The organism is Tabrizicola piscis, from assembly GCF_003940805.1.
GTDB classification, from domain to species: Bacteria; Pseudomonadota; Alphaproteobacteria; order Rhodobacterales; family Rhodobacteraceae; genus Tabrizicola; species Tabrizicola piscis.
The window spans coordinates 855,141-871,271 of sequence record NZ_CP034328.1 but is presented as its reverse complement, the minus strand read 5'-3'; the positions used below and the strand labels follow the sequence as shown (position 1 = coordinate 871,271).

The following is a 16,131-nucleotide window of genomic DNA, read 5'->3' as shown; positions in this document are numbered from 1 at the left end:
CCCGGCGCGGATCGGCATCGCGGTGGCCCGAGGAGGACGACCACTCAGGGAACGATCATGACCAGCAGGGCGCAGATCCATCATTCCGTGCCGGTGACGACCGTAACGACCGCAGCCATAGCGGTTGGATCGGAGATTCAGATGGCCACCGGGATGCGGCCCGTCGCGGTGGGCGCAACCGCTGACTGGCCGCGCTGGCCCCGGCAGCTCCCCACGTCGGGGCCAGCTTCACAACTGCAGGCAACTTAGCCCACTGGAGAGAAGACAATGAAAATCAACACCCAACTGCAGAACGGAACGGACGGCGGACCAGCCGAAGTCCACCAGACCGTTGCCGCCGGGGCCGATGCGCTGACGACCTCGCAGGGGGTAAAGATTTCGGATAATCAGAACAGCCTCAAGGCAGGCGTGCAGGGGCCGACGCTGCTGGAAGACTTTGTCCTGCGCGACAAGATCTTTCATTTCGACCACGAACGTATTCCGGAACGCGTGGTCCACGCCCGCGGCTTTGGCGCACATGGCACGTTCGAATGCACGCGCGATCTGTCGCAGATCACCCGCGCCGCGCCGTTCCAGAAAGTCGGCAAACTGACCGAGACTTTCGTTCGGTTTTCCACCGTTGCCGGGTCCAAGGGGTCGATGGACCTCGCCCGCGACGTGCGGGGCTTTGCGGTGAAGTTCTACACGGATGAAGGCAACTGGGACCTCGTCGGCAATAACATCCCGGTCTTTTTCATTCAGGATGCGATGAAGTTTCCCGACCTTGTCCACGCGGTCAAACCGGAACCCGACCGGGGCTTCCCGCAGGCCCAATCGGCGCATGACACATTCTGGGATTACATCTCACTGACCCCTGAATCGATGCACATGGTCATGTGGCAGATGTCCGACCGCACGATCCCCCGTTCCTTCCGCACGATGGAGGGGTTCGGCGTCCACACCTTCCGCTTGGTCAATGCGGCGGGCGAGTCACAGTTCGTCAAGTTTCACTGGAAGCCACGGCAAGGGCTGCAGTCGGTGTTGTGGGATGAAGCGGTCAAGATCAACGGCGCCGATCCCGACCACCACCGCCGCGACCTGTGGGAGGCGCTGACCACCGGCGACCATCCCCAATGGGACCTTTGCCTGCAAGTCTTTGACCAGGCCTTCGCCGACAGCTTCGACTTCGACATTCTGGACGCGACCAAGCTCATCCCCGAGGAACTGATCCCGGCCGAACCGGTGGGCACCTTGACCCTTGACCGCGCCGTCGACAATTTCTTCGAATTTACCGAACAGGTTGCCTTCTGCACCCAGAACGTCATCCCCGGCATCGACTTTTCCGACGACCCGCTGTTGCAGGGGCGGAACTTTTCGTACCTCGACACCCAGTTGAAGCGGCTTGGCAGCACGAACTTCACCCAGTTGGAGGTCAACCGCCCACGGGGATGCCCGATGCACAACTTCCAACAGGACGGCCATATGCGGAAAGGCAACCGCAAGGGTCAGGTTATGTATGAGCCGAACGGCTTTGAAGTTGGCCCGCGCGAGGATCCGCTTCAGGGCTATGTCAGCTATGCCGCCCCGGTCGAGGGGGCAAAGGTCCGCATCCGGGCGGAAAGCTTTGCCGACCACTACAGTCAGGCCCGGCAGTTCTATCTTAGCCAAACCCCGGTCGAGCAGACTCACCTGCGCGATGCCCTGGTGTTCGAGCTGTCGAAATGCGAGCACACCCGCATCCGCGCGGCCATGGTCGGCCATCTTCGCAACATAGACGAAGACCTTGCCTCGGGCGTGGCAAGTGGCCTTGGGCTGCCCGAACTTCCGCCACCGGCAACGGCGGCGCGGCCAACCCGGCAAGACCTTGTGCTATCGCCCGCACTGAGCATTCTTGCCAACGGACCGACCAGCTTTGCTGGCCGCGTTATGGGCGTGATGGTCAGCAACGGCTTTGACGGAACGGTGCTGGATAGCCTGACGAGTGCCATCACCGACGCAGGGGGCAAGGTGAAACTCATCGCGCCCCGCGTCACGGGCGCGCTGGATGACCGGGGTGACCTGCACGAGGCGCAGTTCTCCATTCCCGGCGGCCCATCCGTTCTGTTCGACGCTGTGGCCGTGATCCTAGGTGCGGATGATGAAAAGACAGTCGCCGAAATGCCCCAGGCCCAGACTTTCCTGCGCGATGCCTTTGCGCACGGCAAGTTCATCGGTCACGCAAGTGCTCAGGCACTGTTCCAGAGTGCCGGCTTGGACACTAAGATTGACGACGGCTGCTTTGACCTTGGCCTGATCGACGACGGCGACACGATGGCAAGGTTCATCTCAAGCTGCGCGGATTTGCGCTACTGGGCGCGACGCGGAATGGTATGATCCAGCCCACCCGGAACCCTGCGGCAAAAGGAGCTTGCCTTGCGGACAATCCTTGCCATCGCGCACCTGATGCTGATCGTCGGCGGTCTGAACTGGCTTGCGGTCGGCATTGCGCAAATCGACGTGGTCGCCGCAGTCTTTGGCGGGCAATCGGCGCTGCTGGCGCGCGTTGTCTACGTGCTTGTCGGACTGTCGGCGATCGTGGTGGCCATGACGATACCGCGCCTCCTGGGAACCGCAATCTTCAGCGACCTGCCAAGACGCAGATAATTGATCCGGGCCTTTGTCCGGGCCGTGGCAGTTGCTGCACGAACGCGGCGCGGTACGTCAACCGCTTCGGGTTTTTGCGCCAGCCTTTTCAAGCTCATCCGCAATTTCCCGGAACAGGTCGGGAAGCTGCCGCGCCGCTGCCGTTTCTACGGTCACCCGGTCAGCGAAACGTCCTTCCGATTGCACCGTCGTCGTAAGCTCAAAATGCTCGGTCGCACCGCGGCCGACCTCCTCCCGACTGACGGACAGGTCGAACGTCACCTCACAAACCAGCGGCAATGGTTTGTCCGAGGATGAGGTTCGCGATTGGTCCCGATCTGGCCGCGATACCACCGCTACTCCTGCACATTTTTGTTCAAGCAGTTTCATGCGATCCTCCGTCCTGCCACCCAGTCCAGAGCGTCAATCATGCTACAAATCTTCCAGATTCGGCTTGCCGCTTTTGCTGAATCCCAAGGGCTTTCGGCCAAACTTCGCCGATGCAAGGCAGTCAACCAAGGCGCGTTATTGGCCAATGATCCGGATATGGCTGCGCGATCAGAAGCATAGCCGAATTCGGTGCTGGAACGCCGCGCCATGGGAACAAAGCGGCGCGCCAACTGTTTCTCTCCCAAGCGTCCCTTCTGGGCGCCACCATCTTAAACCATGGAGAGAGAGATGAAAAATCTTATGCTTGGGACCGCAATGGCGTTGGCGTTCGGAACGGTAGCGTCGGCACAGGACCTGTTCCGTGCCGAAATGGATCCCGTTGCCATTGCTGCGTCCGATTTCATCGGCATGCGCGTCTACGCTGCCGAAGCCGCGGTTGACGCGGAAGAATACGCCGGCGTGCAAGACGGCTGGGAAGACATTGGCGAGATCAATGACGTGATCCTGACCCGCGATGGCGCCGTGGATTCCGTGCTGGTCGACATCGGCGGTTTCCTTGGCATGGGCGAGCGTCAGGTCGCACTTGGCATGGAAAGCATCCGCTTCGTCTCGGACAGCGCGACGGCGGATGCGGCGAACGACTTCTTCGTGGTGATCAATGCCGACCGTTCGGTTCTTGAAGGCGCGCCAGACTACATGCGCACCGGCGAAATGTCGGCTGATCCCGCCGCCACCGAGCCTGCCACGGAGACCGCCATTACCGATGCGGCAACCGCCGATGACCCGGCCACCACGCCGGTAACGGAAGATGCGGCGATCGATCAAGGCCAGGTCGCTGCCACTGATGGTGCCACCGACGGCGCTGTCGTCGACGGCGCGGCCCCGATGGAGGGTTATGCCTCGGTTGACGTGGCGGGCATCACCGGCGACCAACTGCGCGGCGTGCGCGTCTATGGTCCGAACGAAGAGGACCTTGGCGAAATTTCGGAGGTCGTTCTGACCGAAGCAGGTGCGCCCAACCAGGTCATCGTGGACGTCGGCGGGTTTCTTGGGATTGGCGAAAAGCCGGTTGCACTAGATATGACCGCACTGCAGCTGGTCCAGTCCTCAGACGGTGGTGACCTGCGCGCCTACGTGCGGATGACGCAGGAAGAGCTTGAGAGCCTGCCGAAAGCAGAAATGTAATCTGCGCCACCCCTTGCAAAAAGGCCCGCACACTGCGGGCCTTTTTCGTTTGCTCTGATCGCCAAGGTATCAGGGTCCGCACCACATCCCGACCGGCACTCAAAGCTGACGTGGGAACAATTCCCGCGAGTTGCTGTTTGACTCACTGATCGCTGACGGAAAGGATTTCAGATGTTTCGATACGCACTATGCGTGGCCTGTGTGGCCGCAACTCCCGCCTTGTCCCAGACTGCTGGCGATGACCAGCCATCGACCGAGAACTGGTGGGATCGCGTGGGCTCAGGATTTTTCAGTGACGAGGGGCTGACTGTCCTTCGTCCCGAGCCTGAAATTCGGGCGCACTGGACCGCCTTGAGTTCAGACGATCAGGCGGCCGTTCTGGAACGGTGCGCGATCCTGATGAACCAGGCCGGAACGCCGGACACCAGCGGTACATCCGTACCGTCAGAGCAACTGGGTTCCAACACCGAGCTTGGTGAAACCACGACGGACGGCCTTGCCACCGGGGACGCCGGTGATGGTGCCCTGCAAGACGACAATGTGGAACTGCCCGCCGATGAAGGCGCGCCGCGCGCTGAGGCGACGGCAGACACTGCCACTGGTGCGGCAAATGAGACATCCGTGACCGGCGCGATTGACGGGGCCGAGGTTCACAGCCCGGACGATGACGTGCAGACCTATACCGGGCTTGCGGGCGGTGTCTCACCCGAAGACGCGCAGTTGCGCCCGGTCTGCAGTGTAATCGCAAGCATCTAGCCTTAAGTCTTCGGGCCTTTCACGGGCACCCGCAAAAGATGCTGCCTGCAGCGGTGTCGGCGCATCCCACGGGAGAGGCCGCTGAACTTGCGGCCCGCGAAAGAAGGAACCGTGTTGCCGCTTTCGCGTTGCCGACAAGAGTTCGCATGATCAGACAGGAAGGATCCCCGATGACCACCCCCTTTGTAGCCGGCATGATGCTTGATGAAACTGCCAGCGAGCCTTCCGCTGGCGTGCCCGACGCTGAAGCCGCACTTGCCACGCTTCACACGCGCACGGTCGATGCGCTCAAAGGCTTCGTGAAGATGGTCGAGAACGCCGAGCCTGAGTTCCGGCCCGTTGTCCAGAAGTTCCACGATCTGCATGTCCGACATGCCGAAGAAATCGGTCGCCTTCTGATGGCCAGAGGCAAAACGGTAGACGCCGATGGGTCGTTCATGGGGACGATCAACGAGACCGTGGTCGGCCTGCGCGCCTTCTTCGACGAAATCGACGAAGAAGTCATGAGCAGTGTGCGCAGCGGCGAAGGCCATGTTCTCAAGGCCTTTGATGAGGTGCTCAAATCGCCCGTTGAAGCCCATGAACACTCGGACATCGCGACGATGCGGGCCGAGTTGGCTCAGTTGCTGCAGGAAACGCGGCACCTCGATTGACGCACCTAAGCCAGATGTGAGGGAAAGCTTGGCTGGCGCGCAGCTTGTCGCGCGCCAGCCGTGCTGGGTCAGGACCAGTTGCGATCGTGGTCGGCATGGGTCGGCAGATAGGCACCCGGCTCGAAATGCGTGTCGTAGAACCCGGTATCCAGCCGATGCGCTTGCAGGTAGGTGTTGATGAACACCGCCGGGGCCGTGGCCGGGAACCGCCCGAAGGTCGAAAACACGTATTCCGCCATGATCGTCGCAATCTCCACCGCCTCGGCGTCGATCTTTGCAGCCGCCCCACGGACAGCGGCATTCTCCCGGTAGGGGCCACTTTGGCCCGCGTCAAACGGACCCCCCGCGCCGAACTTTCGGGCCACCACCGCCTCGACCGCCGCGCGCATGCTGGCGTGATGCGGCGGCACATGCGCCTCGAACACGCCGGGCAGGCCCGTGATATAGGGCAGGGGGCTGCCCTCGCGCATCTGGAACTGGAACCCAAGGCCCGGCACTGCCGGATCGCCGCTGGCACCCAGCACGACGAAGGGGTTGATCCCGGTATACATCCAGCCCCCCAGACCCAGCGCCTGCAGCATCAGCGCCCCGGCATAGCAGGCGGTTCCAGTCTCGGTCGCCACATCGGTCATCGCCACCTGTTCCAGAAAGGTCATCGGATAGGCGACCGACATGGCTGGCACGAAAAGCGCGCTCTCGCCTGCCAGCCAGTAGCCAGGACAACCCCTCAGTCATCCGGTGGAAGCAGCGCCGGATTCCAGACGATTTCCCACAGGTGGCCGTCGGGGTCGCTGAAATAGCCCGCATAGCCGCCGTAGAACGTGTCCTGCGCGGGCTTGATGACTTCCGCCCCCGCCCGCGCGGCAGCCTCCATGCCCTGATCCACCTCCTCGCGCCGCGCCACATTGTGGCCGATGGTGACGGCAGTCGGGCTGACGGGCTGCATCTGCAATCCGGTATCGTGCGCAATGTCGCGCTGCGCCCAAAGGGCGAGTTTCACCCCGCCCGCGAGGTCAAAGAAAACAACCGCGCCATGCTCGAACTCCCGCCCGATGATGCCATCGGTCGGCAGCCCAAGCCCGTCACGGTAGAAGGCAAGCGATCGTTCAAGATCAGCGACGCCAAGCGTCACGACAGAGATTCTGGGTTTCATTCCACGCCCTTTCTATCGGTCCCCGCACCAAGCAGAGACCCTGATAGTCTTGGGCCGTTGGCTTGCAACGGAAGGACCCGCGAGGACGGGGGCCGGGCCAACCTTCCCGCGCCTAACCTGTTTCAGACGGGTCGAGCATAGGCCGGTGCCTATGGAGGGTCAACGAACGCGCTAACGCCGTTCTGACAATTCTGCGAGTAGCCCGAAAACGGTGATTTTGGCGTTGTGTGGGCAGAGCACTCCACCCTAACCTCGTCAGCTTCGGCAATCGGGGGCGACAATGGACGACAACCGTGAGCGACAGATGTCTCAGGCTGAAGCTGTCGGGCTTCTCCAGGCGAAAGAGATTGAAGGACACCTGACCGCACTGGACAGCTTCGCCCCCATGGCGCTGGGTGTGCTTGCGGTCGCGTCGGGGATCTACACTTACCTCGGCGTACGCGCCCAGCTTGATGGGTCCGGCGCGCTGACGCTCTTCGCCGCCGTTGCCTATTCTCTTGCCGTCTCCGTCGCGATCTTTGTGTTCTGGAGCTACATGCTGCGCTTGACCCCCGCCATGCGCACGGCCCGATCTCGGCTTGGAATGCTGCTGACAATGGCTCTCGGCTCGCTTGCGATTGTCGCCATGTCATCCTGGCTGAATGCTGCGGCATTGGCCGGATCGGCGGCGGTCGAGCAACATCTGGCGCTGACCGTGCAGGACTATCAGACAGAGCTGGAGCAAGCGAACCGCGTTGCGGTCGCGTCACAGGGGCTCCAGCTTGACGTCAGCCGCGCGCGGCAGGCCTTTGAGGATCTCTCAACGCAAGAGGCTGCAGGCAATCTGTCGGGGACGTCCGGGCGCGGTGCCGTCTTCCGCGTCCTGACCTCAAAGGGCGACGAACTCGCCGCCCTGGAGTCACAGATCGAAGCGCAGGGACCGTTGATCGAGGCGGCCTTTTCCGAAGGCAATGCCATCCTGTCACGGATGCGCGAGCTGACGGCCGCCGCTGGGCCGGTAAGCGAGCGATCCGTCGTCTTTGCCGAAGAGTCGGTGCGGCTGGCCGGCTTGATCGCCCGGCTCAGGCAGCTTTCGGTGGCACCGGTCGTGGACCGCGCAGCCCGCGATCTTGCCGCCTCTGTCGTGCTGCCCGAACTTGATGGCCCAAACGACAGCATTCGTGGCGCACAACAGACCACGATCGAGTCCGTGCTGGAGCTTTTGGGTCAGCGTGCGGAATCCCTGCGCGACGCGGCCCAGGAAGTGATTGCGCTTCCCGCCGCAGAAGAAACGACCTACCAGCCGATTTCAGCGGCAGACGCCGTCTTGCGCTATGCCGGCGACTTCATCCCGTCCTGGGCAGGCGCGATTGCCATCGACCTTTTGCCGGCGGTCCTGGTGTTCATGATGATGGTTGCCCAGTCCGCCATCCGCGAAGATCGGGCCATGACGAACCCCGAGGACACGATGACTTTGCGTGAGTTGCGGGCCGCCATGATCGCCTATCGCGGACTGGACTCCGCAGGCTTGCGCGACGACACGACCGTGCCGGAGGCTCAGGGGACGGATCTGCCGTCCCAAGCGGAAACGGACACCGCGTTCGACAAAGTCGCACCCATAGACCGAAGCCTGCGCAAATGAGCGACGCCGTCGTATCGGTCCGCAATGCCAAGCGCTGGAGCGGGGCCAGGATACTCAAGCTGACACTCGTCGCTCAGTGCGCCCTTGGGGTGTTCGTCGTGCTTGCCGACCTGCCGAGGGAGTTTCTGGCTGGACTGACCGGTACCGAACGTTCCCCCGAGATGGATGTCCCCATCGCCCCGGGAAATCAGACCCGCCGTTTCGAGCCGCGGCGCGCTCCCCTTGACCTTCCGGCACCTCCAGGGTTTCAGGGCGATGACTCCGTCCCCTCCCGACTGGAGTTCACCAGTACCGATCTCGAAAATCGGGACGGCGCGGCCCTGCTGAACGGCACCATCGCGGAAGGCGACGCCGAGCGTTTTGCGGACTGGCTACTGGCCTTGCCTGCGCTGCCTTCGGCCATTGCCTTGAACTCTCCGGGCGGCAGCGTGGGTGACGCCCTGACGATCGGCCGCCTGGTCCGCGAAAAGGCGATCCCGATGGTCATCGCACCAGGCGCTTTCTGTTTCTCTGCCTGTCCCTACATTCTGGCGGCCGGCGTTGAGCGTGAAGTGTCAAAAGAGGGGTTCGTGGGCGTTCATCAACACTACTTCGGCGAGAACACCTATCTCCCGGCGTTCCTTCTGGTGTCGGATATTCAGGCCGGCCAAGGCGAGGTCATGGCCTATCTGGAGGAGATGGGGATCGACCCGATGATCATGGCCAAGGCGCTGGTGACGCCGCCGGATGACATCTACATTCTGCTGCCGGAAGAGCTTGAAGCCTTCAGACTCGCAACCGAAGTGACCGAGTAAACCAAGCGCCTGAACCGCTGGGGCGGTCCGCCGGCTGCCGGCTGAAGGCTCTTGCAGAACCGTATCCGATCCGCCCCACAACGTCGTTCAAAGACTGACTGCCCACGCGCAGAAGGCCTCTCGCGACCGTCATGCGCCAGCATCAGCCCATAAGCTTTGCACTCCAGATGCGCTGCGTCGTGTTCGTTTCGTACCCCAGAGACGAGAAGCTCGCAATTTCCAGGGACTGCCCCCATGGCGAGTTGAAATAGATCCAGTTGAAGCCCGCCAGCGGTCCTTCCGTCACGGTGTTGGGGCCGTCCAGGAACTCGATCCCTTCAGCACGCAGTCGCTCCACTGATGCGAAGACATCTTCCACCTCAAAGCACAGGTGCGTCCCGCCAATCTCTGAATTTCGTCTTGGCCTGGCAGAGCTGTCCTCACCTTCGTATTCGAACAGCTCAACGTTCGTGCCGGCTCCACAGCGCAGGAAAACCAGATCGCGGATGCGGGTATGTCCGGGCGTTCCCAGTTTCCGCTGCATGAACGCCTCATCCACATCGAAAGGGCCTGTGCGAAACACATCGACAGCCCCGAAAACAGCTTTGAAAAAGCGGATGCCTTCTTCGATGTCCGGCACTGTGATGCCGATGTGATGCATCCCATAGACGTGTTCAGCCATGATCCCGTTCCTCCCTAAAACTGCAGTCAGCTGCGAATGTGATGTTCCCCGTCAGACCCGTTCCAGTGCGATGGCGATCCCTTGGCCCACGCCGATGCACATGGTCGACAAGGACCGCCGTCCCCCCGTCAGGGCCAGTTGCAGCGCGGCGGTCCCGGTGATGCCATCGGCGATCCCGGCAACCGCAGCCTTCAGGTCGGGAAGTATCTTGTCCATTTGGTCGCTTCCTATTTCAGGGCGATGTAGGTTTCGGGGTCCAGCGTGGTGACCCGGACAGCCACTTGGGCGCCCGTCGCTGCTCCCAACATCTCGCGCAGTTTCGTGCTGACCCCCAGTAGCACCGCCCGCGTGCGTTCCGGGCGCGGCATGATCGCGATTTCAACATTGACGGGCGGCAGGCCGGGCATGGCCAGCACAGGCATCACCGCCAACTGGCAGGCCGGACGATCAACGCCGAGGTCATGGCACAGCATATCAAGGATCGGACCCAGCGCGGCAGGCAAGCGGCCACGACAGGAGGGATAGATCACCTCGTCGACGAAGATCTTTACGTTTGGCATTTTTCCCCCGGATCACCGCGGCATGAGCAGGTGCACGTTTTCCGGCCGCGGGGCCAGCTTGCCGGCCTCGATCTGCAGGGCTGTCTCGACCACCCGCCGGTTGACCGGTGCATCGCGACCATGGGCGGCCAGCGTGTTCACGACCCAGCCGTTCACCTCTTCCACCTCGGCCCGGCGGCCCTTGCGCCAATCCTGCAGCGAGGTGGTCAGCGTATCCTCGCGCGAGAATGTGCGGAGAACTTCATCAAAGATCTCATCGACATATCGCTCGGGATCGTTGCTCATCGTGGGTGGCATCCCGATGATCGGCATGATCGTGGCACCATCGGCCAGCGCGGCCTGCATCGCCTCGTACCCCGCTTCGCGCATCACCTCCAGCATTCCCGGCGCGCGGGCGGCGTCGTTCAGTGCGGTGTCGATGATGGCAGAGGGGATCAGTTCGGCGGCATTGACGACCAGCTTCATCCATTTGGCCGACCGGATGTTATCGGTCATCTCGACCCGGCCGGAATGGCGCAGAAGGTCGGCCACGGCCTCGACCCGGTGCTGTTGAGCGAGGTCCAGAGCGCCCATGGCAAACCAGGATTCGTCATGGTCATTCTGGCGGTTGGTGACACCGGGCACCCACATGTTCGACGCAATCTGGATCACCGCGCCAATCGTGCGGTGGCGGCCGACGACGGCGGCAATGTCTTCGTGGGTCATGCCGTTTTGCAGACCGATCACAAACCCGTCTTCGGCCAGAACCGGCTTGATCAGCTGGGTGGCCCAAGTCGTGTCATAGGCTTTGACCACCAGAAAGATCAGATCGAAGGGCTGCTTGATTTCGGCCACCTCGCACAGATGCAGGGCGGTGACGCGGGCGTTGATCTGTCGTGTCGGCAGGTTGACCGTGATGCCATGCGCGCGGATCGCCTCGATATGGGCGGGCCACTGGTCGATGAAGGTGACGTCCAGCCCCGCCAGTGCAAAATCAGCGGCGATGGAGGCTCCCTGCGCCCCGGTTCCCAAGAACGCGATGCGGGGGCTTTTGTGATGCAGCGTCATTCTGCTGCAACCTTGTTCAGGACGAAATCGAAGGTCGAAAGCCACTTCGTGTCGCCCCCGGCCACCGGTTCAAACGGCGCGATCAGCGATTGCTTGACCCCAAAGACAGCATCCGATTGCAGGTAGTCATCACCCGCCACAAAGCTGTGCGTGACGACGGTTTCAAACCCCTCCCGGCTGACGATGAAATGCATGTGCGCCGGGCGGAAAGGGTGACGACCAAGCTTGCCAAGCATCTGCCCAACCGGCCCGTCGTCTGGAATGGGATAAGACACGGGCTTGATCCCTTTGAACCAGTAGCGCCCATCTGGGCCGGTGACGAAAACACCCCGGTTGTTGTGGATCGGCTGCGTCCCCGGCTGCTGGACATCGTAAAAACCGTCCTCATTGTCGGACCACACATCGATCCGCACCCCTTCCAGCGGGATGCCGTCAAGATCTTTCACCTGGCCCTGAAAGAGGCACGTCTCCCGCCCGCCGTCCTGTGAGATATTTGCCCCCATCGGATATTTCGGCACGCCCTCCACATGGAACGGCCCCAGCACGGTGTTCTCCGTGGCGCCTGAGGGGCGGCGGTTGTTGATCGCATCCACCAGCATCGACACGCCCAGCACATCCGACAGCAGGATGAATTCCTGCCGGTTGGCGTCACAGATCTGACCCGTGCGGGTCAGAAAGTCGATTGCCGTCGCCCATTCCTCTTGCGTCAGTCCGACATCCTTGATGAAGGCATGCAGATGCGCCACCAGCCGCGCCATCACATGTGCCAGCCGCGGATCGGTGGCCTTGCCCATCCGCCCATTCACGGCCTCGACCGAATGGCTTTCGGTGAAATAGTCATTGGCGGCAGTTGCGGTCATGGTTTGTCCCTTCAGTTCAGATCGCGCCCGATCCGGGCGGCACGCGCGTCGGCATCGTCTTTCTGGAACGATGTCGAAAGGATCAGGGCACGGGTGCCGCCGATGAAGTCGATCACTTCGGCAAGGTGGCGCAGCATGCCCGCTCCGCACCGCCCCCGGATGGACGGCGACTGACAGATAACCGCATCGCCCCTCATCAGTTGCCCGCTTGCCGCCGCGCCGTGGAATAGATCAGCGCCGCCGCCAGTATCAGGGCGCCTTGGAAGAGGTATTGATAGGTCTGCGACAGCCCCAGGAAGGACACCGCATTCAGCACTTCGGTCAGCAAGACCGCGCCCATCACCGTGCCGATGAAGGTTCCCCGCCCACCACGCAGGCTGGTGCCGCCCAGGACCACGGCTGTAATGCTGGCCAGCGTGTAGTTCACGCCCTGCGCCGGATCGCCCACGCCGATCTGCACCATCAGCATGACCGCCCCGAGTGCGGTGAACAGCGACACGGCGATGTAGCCCCCGATGATCACCAGATTGACGCGGATACCCATCCGGCGGGCCGACTCCTCATGCGAGCCAACGGCGCGGAACTGCCAGCCAAGGCGACGCTTGCGCAGCACATACTCCGCCAGCAGGGCCACGACGACCAGCACAAGAAAGGCAACCGGGAGCGGCCCAAGTTTCCAGCCGATGGTGTCCATCACGGCGAAATTGATGTACCCGCCCGGCCCGTCACGCAGCACGAAGCTAAGGCCCTGCAACCCGATATACATCGCCAAGGTCGCGGCGATCGGGGTGAAATTGGCAAAGCGGATCAGGCAGCCATTGATTGTCCCCACCGCCAGCGCGGCCAGAAACATCAGCGCAAAACCAAGCGCGATGGTCTGCGGCGATTGCCCGTCATTGATGAAGAATGACGCGACAACCACCAGAAACCCGGCCAGTGGCCCGACCGAAAGGTCGATCCCGCCCATCAGCAGCGCGACGGTCTGACCAAGGGCGATGAACCCCAGCGCCGTCGCCAGCAGCAGGATGTTCGAGATGTTGAAGGCCGACAGGTAGTTTTCGTTCTGCCCGAAGACGTAAAGCCCCAGCATGACCACAACCGCAGCCAGCGGCACGACTGTGGCATTGTCGCTTTGCAGGAACTGACGCAGGCCGCCGCTGGCAGATTTTGCGGCCTTCGTCGCCTCACCCACACCCGCGACATGGGACTGCGCCTTGACGGCAGCCGCCACGATGCGGCCTTCGGTGACATCTTCGCCGCGCAATGTCTCGGCGACCCGCCCCCGCGACATGACGATCACCACGTCGCACAGACCCTCCAGTTCAGCCGCGTCGGATGAGTTCACGATCACCGGCGTACCGGATTGCGACACTTCGCGCAGGATGCGGTAAATCTCGAACCTTGCGCCAACATCCACGCCTTGCGTCGGCTCATCCGCCAGAATGAAGCCGGGGCGCGACATCAGCGCCCGCGACATCACCACCTTCTGCTGGTTGCCGCCGGACAGCGACAGGATGCCCGCATCCAGCCCCGGTGTCTTGACCGAGAGCGATCCGAACACGCGGCCAACCTCACCAAGTTCCTTGCGACGGCTGAGAATGCCCAGATGGCTGAATTGATCCAGCGCCGAGAAGGTCGCATTTTCCCGCACGGTCAGGTCGGCGATGATCCCCTCTTCGTGGCGATCCGACGGCATGTAGGCCGATTTCGCTTTCACCTCGGCGGCGGAAAGCGGGACGCCTTTCAGAAGCACCTCCCCCTTCCAGGGTTCCAGCCCGGCAAGGGCGCGCATCACGCCCGACTGGCCGTTGCCTTCCACCCCGGCGATGCCGATGATCTGCCCGCGCCCGATGGCAAAGTTGATGTCATGGAACTTGCGACCCGACAGGCCTTTGACGACGAAATTGATTTCGGGGTCCGCTTCCTGGGCCTTTGGCGGAAAGGCGGACGCCAGACTGCGCCCCACGATCATGGCAAGCAGATCGTCGTCGGTCACATCCCGAACCAAGGCGCCACCGGCATACTGGCCGTCGCGCAACACCGTCACGCGGTGGGCGATTTGGCGCAGTTCGGCCAGACGGTGGGTGATATAGATGACGGCGGTGCCTTGCGCCGCGACGCTGCGGATGCGGGCGAACAGCATCTCGGTCGCATCCTGATCCAAAGCCGCCGTCGGCTCATCAAGGATCAGCACGGGGGGCCGGGTGGCAAGCGCCTTGGCAATCTCAAGCAAGTGCTTTTTCGCCACGGTCAGACAATCGGCGCGCGCAGTCAGCGGCACATGCAAGCCCACGTCGTCCAGCATGGCGCGGGCAATCTCAGCCGGGTTGCCAACAGCAAAAACGCGGTCCGGAAGCGCCACCCGCAGGTTTTCCAGCACCGAAAGGTCATCCAGCACGGCCGGATGCTGATAGGAAATCGACACGCCCAAGGCAGCCGCGCGTTCCGGCGTCATCGGAGAGATGACCTCACCGTTGAATTCGATCACGCCGATGTCTGGCTGCAAAACGCCCGAGATGATGTTCATCAGCGTGGACTTGCCCGCGCCGTTCTCGCCCAGAATGGCGTGAACCTCGCCGGGCAGAATTTCGACCGACACGTCAGACAGGGCCACAACGCCGGAAAACAGCTTGGTGATACTGGACAGCCGGATCGTCGGCGCTGCCTCAGGCGCGCTGCTCAAAGGTGCCGTTTCCACAAGTTTCATCGCTGCGACCTTGGGCATATCACGTCCTGCCATACCTGCGGGTGTTCGGAACGGGGGGGCGGCCCCGGGGCATGGTGCCCGGGGCCGCGAGTTTGATCACTGACCGACAGCTTTCGCTTGCGCGTCATCTGCCATCTCAGCCGACAGGTAGATTGATCCGGGCAGATCGGGGCGGCAGGTCACCGGGTTCGGCGTGCCCGAGACCGAGTTTTCATAGACCGGAGCCTTGAAGATCTCGTCGGTGGGCGGGGTGCCCCCGGTGGCCAGAGCGACCGCCCATTGCACGGCCAGACGGACGTTGTCGTTGCCGGTGGCGACGGTGAACAGTTTGAAGTCCGGGTTGGCCTCCTTGTTCTCTTCCCAGAAGCAGGACAGCGAATTGCCGTCCGACGTGGCAAGCGCCGGGATCGACCGGCCGAATTCCGCAAACACCGGCAGCGCGCCGACCAGCGACGGCCCGAAGTCCGACACGATCACGTCGATCTTGTCGTTCTTGGCAATCTCGGCCGACAAGACCTGCTGCGTCAGCGACGGGTCCCAGTTGGTGACGGCAAAGGGTTCGGGGTTGATGAAGACATACTTGTCATCCAGCACCGACTTCATGCCAGCCAGTTCATCCGTGCCCTGGCTGTTGCCGGCCGGGCCGCTGAGGAACAAAAGGTTGCCACCTTCCGGCAGGATTTCCTTGATCCAGTTGCCCCAGCTGACGCCATCCTCGAAGAAGGACGAGCCGATGAACTTGGCATAGTTCTCGCCCTCGGTGCCGCCCACGTTGACACGGTAAGGAACAACGATGGTTCCCGCGCGATGCGCATTGGTCAGCGCCGGCAGGACAGCGGGGCCGGCATCGCCAAACACGACCATCGCCTTGATCCCGCGTGCGGCCATCGAGTTGATGTCCGAGATGGCCTTCTGGGTATCACCCTGACCATCGGCATATTCATACTGGGTGATGCTGGGGCATTTCGCGGCCTCTTCCGCACCCGATGCCGTGGTGACCAGACGCCAGCTGTTGCCGCCAAAGCCGTCCAGCAGCGCCAGCGACGCCTCATTGGGCCCGCACCAGGACGGGGTCTGCGCCAGGGCGGTCGAGGCCGCAAGTCCCATGGTCAGCGTGGCCACCGCACATGCGGCAGTCATCTT

At 62.5% G+C, this 16,131-nt stretch carries 18 protein-coding genes; 7 read left to right on the top strand and 11 right to left on the bottom strand.

Translation table 11 applies throughout. From position 1 onward, the window contains the following. Positions 1-267: 267 nt before the first annotated feature. Together EI545_RS04180 and EI545_RS04175 are read left to right on the top strand one after the other, a co-directional pair. Positions 268-2,352 (top strand): catalase, encoded by a 2,085-nt coding sequence (locus EI545_RS04180; protein ID WP_125324305.1) that lies wholly within the window; start codon positions 268-270, stop codon positions 2,350-2,352. A 69-nt stretch (positions 2,353-2,421) separates the two neighbouring features. After that, positions 2,422-2,622, top strand: coding sequence for a DUF378 domain-containing protein (locus EI545_RS04175; RefSeq protein ID WP_245990279.1), 201 nt, complete (start codon positions 2,422-2,424; stop codon positions 2,620-2,622). A gap of 57 nt (positions 2,623-2,679) precedes the next feature. On the opposite strand, the gene EI545_RS04170 is transcribed toward EI545_RS04175, so the two are convergent. Beyond that, on the bottom strand, positions 2,680-2,991 hold the full coding sequence (locus tag EI545_RS04170) for a hypothetical protein (protein WP_125324303.1): 312 nt from the start codon (positions 2,989-2,991) through the stop codon (positions 2,680-2,682). A 288-nt stretch (positions 2,992-3,279) separates the two neighbouring features. Here EI545_RS04170 and EI545_RS04165 point away from each other — a divergent pair, with 288 nt between their 5' ends. The 3 genes from EI545_RS04165 to EI545_RS04155 all read left to right on the top strand — a co-directional run bounded on the left by EI545_RS04165 (position 3,280) and on the right by EI545_RS04155 (position 5,585). After that, positions 3,280-4,176, top strand: coding sequence for a PRC-barrel domain-containing protein (locus EI545_RS04165; RefSeq protein ID WP_125324302.1), 897 nt, complete (start codon positions 3,280-3,282; stop codon positions 4,174-4,176). 171 nt (positions 4,177-4,347) lie between these two features. Beyond that, on the top strand, positions 4,348-4,932 hold the full coding sequence (locus tag EI545_RS04160; protein ID WP_125324301.1) for a hypothetical protein: 585 nt from the start codon (positions 4,348-4,350) through the stop codon (positions 4,930-4,932). A gap of 170 nt (positions 4,933-5,102) precedes the next feature. Beyond that, positions 5,103-5,585 carry a DUF2383 domain-containing protein gene (locus EI545_RS04155; RefSeq protein WP_245990278.1) on the top strand — a complete coding sequence of 161 codons (483 nt, stop codon included), beginning with the start codon at positions 5,103-5,105 and terminating at the stop codon, positions 5,583-5,585. Between the two features lie 68 nt (positions 5,586-5,653). Here the strand turns inward: EI545_RS04155 and EI545_RS04150 are convergent, their stop codons facing one another. Continuing rightward, entirely contained in the window at positions 5,654-6,259 is a 606-nt protein-coding gene (locus EI545_RS04150) for a hypothetical protein (RefSeq protein WP_125324300.1), read from the bottom strand. 53 nt (positions 6,260-6,312) lie between these two features. After that, positions 6,313-6,738, bottom strand: a complete 426-nt coding sequence (locus tag EI545_RS04145; RefSeq protein ID WP_125324299.1) for a VOC family protein — start codon at positions 6,736-6,738, stop codon at positions 6,313-6,315. Positions 6,739-7,018: 280 nt separating this feature from the next. Between EI545_RS04145 and EI545_RS04140 the strand changes: the two genes are divergently transcribed. Further along, the gene (locus EI545_RS04140) at positions 7,019-8,359 is read left to right on the top strand and encodes a hypothetical protein (protein WP_125324298.1); all 1,341 of its coding nucleotides are present in this window, start codon (positions 7,019-7,021) and stop codon (positions 8,357-8,359) included. Continuing rightward, complete coding sequence (locus EI545_RS04135) at positions 8,356-9,153, top strand: COG3904 family protein (protein WP_125324297.1); 798 nt, start codon at positions 8,356-8,358, stop codon at positions 9,151-9,153. The genes EI545_RS04140 and EI545_RS04135 overlap by 4 nt, the downstream gene beginning before the upstream one ends. 142 nt (positions 9,154-9,295) lie before the next feature. Here the strand turns inward: EI545_RS04135 and EI545_RS04130 are convergent, their stop codons facing one another. The 8 genes from EI545_RS04130 to EI545_RS04105 form a co-directional block, all read right to left on the bottom strand. Then, the gene (locus EI545_RS04130) at positions 9,296-9,814 is read right to left on the bottom strand and encodes a VOC family protein (RefSeq protein WP_125324296.1); all 519 of its coding nucleotides are present in this window, start codon (positions 9,812-9,814) and stop codon (positions 9,296-9,298) included. Between the two features lie 51 nt (positions 9,815-9,865). After that, positions 9,866-10,030, bottom strand: coding sequence for a hypothetical protein (locus EI545_RS21285; RefSeq protein WP_164517159.1), 165 nt, complete (start codon positions 10,028-10,030; stop codon positions 9,866-9,868). Between the two features lie 11 nt (positions 10,031-10,041). Continuing rightward, positions 10,042-10,374 (bottom strand): hypothetical protein, encoded by a 333-nt coding sequence (locus EI545_RS04125; protein ID WP_125324295.1) that lies wholly within the window; start codon positions 10,372-10,374, stop codon positions 10,042-10,044. A gap of 12 nt (positions 10,375-10,386) precedes the next feature. Continuing rightward, positions 10,387-11,421, bottom strand: a complete 1,035-nt coding sequence (locus tag EI545_RS04120; protein ID WP_125324294.1) for a ketopantoate reductase family protein — start codon at positions 11,419-11,421, stop codon at positions 10,387-10,389. Next, positions 11,418-12,281 carry a dioxygenase family protein gene (locus tag EI545_RS04115; protein WP_125324293.1) on the bottom strand — a complete coding sequence of 288 codons (864 nt, stop codon included), beginning with the start codon at positions 12,279-12,281 and terminating at the stop codon, positions 11,418-11,420. Before EI545_RS04115 ends, EI545_RS04120 begins: the two co-directional genes overlap by 4 nt. An 11-nt stretch (positions 12,282-12,292) precedes the next feature. Then, the gene (locus tag EI545_RS21750; protein WP_164517203.1) at positions 12,293-12,418 is read right to left on the bottom strand and encodes a maleylacetate reductase; all 126 of its coding nucleotides are present in this window, start codon (positions 12,416-12,418) and stop codon (positions 12,293-12,295) included. Between the two features lie 59 nt (positions 12,419-12,477). Continuing rightward, positions 12,478-15,006 (bottom strand): ATP-binding cassette domain-containing protein, encoded by a 2,529-nt coding sequence (locus EI545_RS04110; RefSeq protein WP_125324292.1) that lies wholly within the window; start codon positions 15,004-15,006, stop codon positions 12,478-12,480. A gap of 78 nt (positions 15,007-15,084) precedes the next feature. Then, a complete protein-coding gene (locus tag EI545_RS04105; RefSeq protein WP_216842484.1) occupies positions 15,085-16,128 on the bottom strand; it encodes a substrate-binding domain-containing protein in 1,044 nt (347 codons plus the stop codon). Between the last annotated feature and the right edge of the window lie 3 nt (positions 16,129-16,131).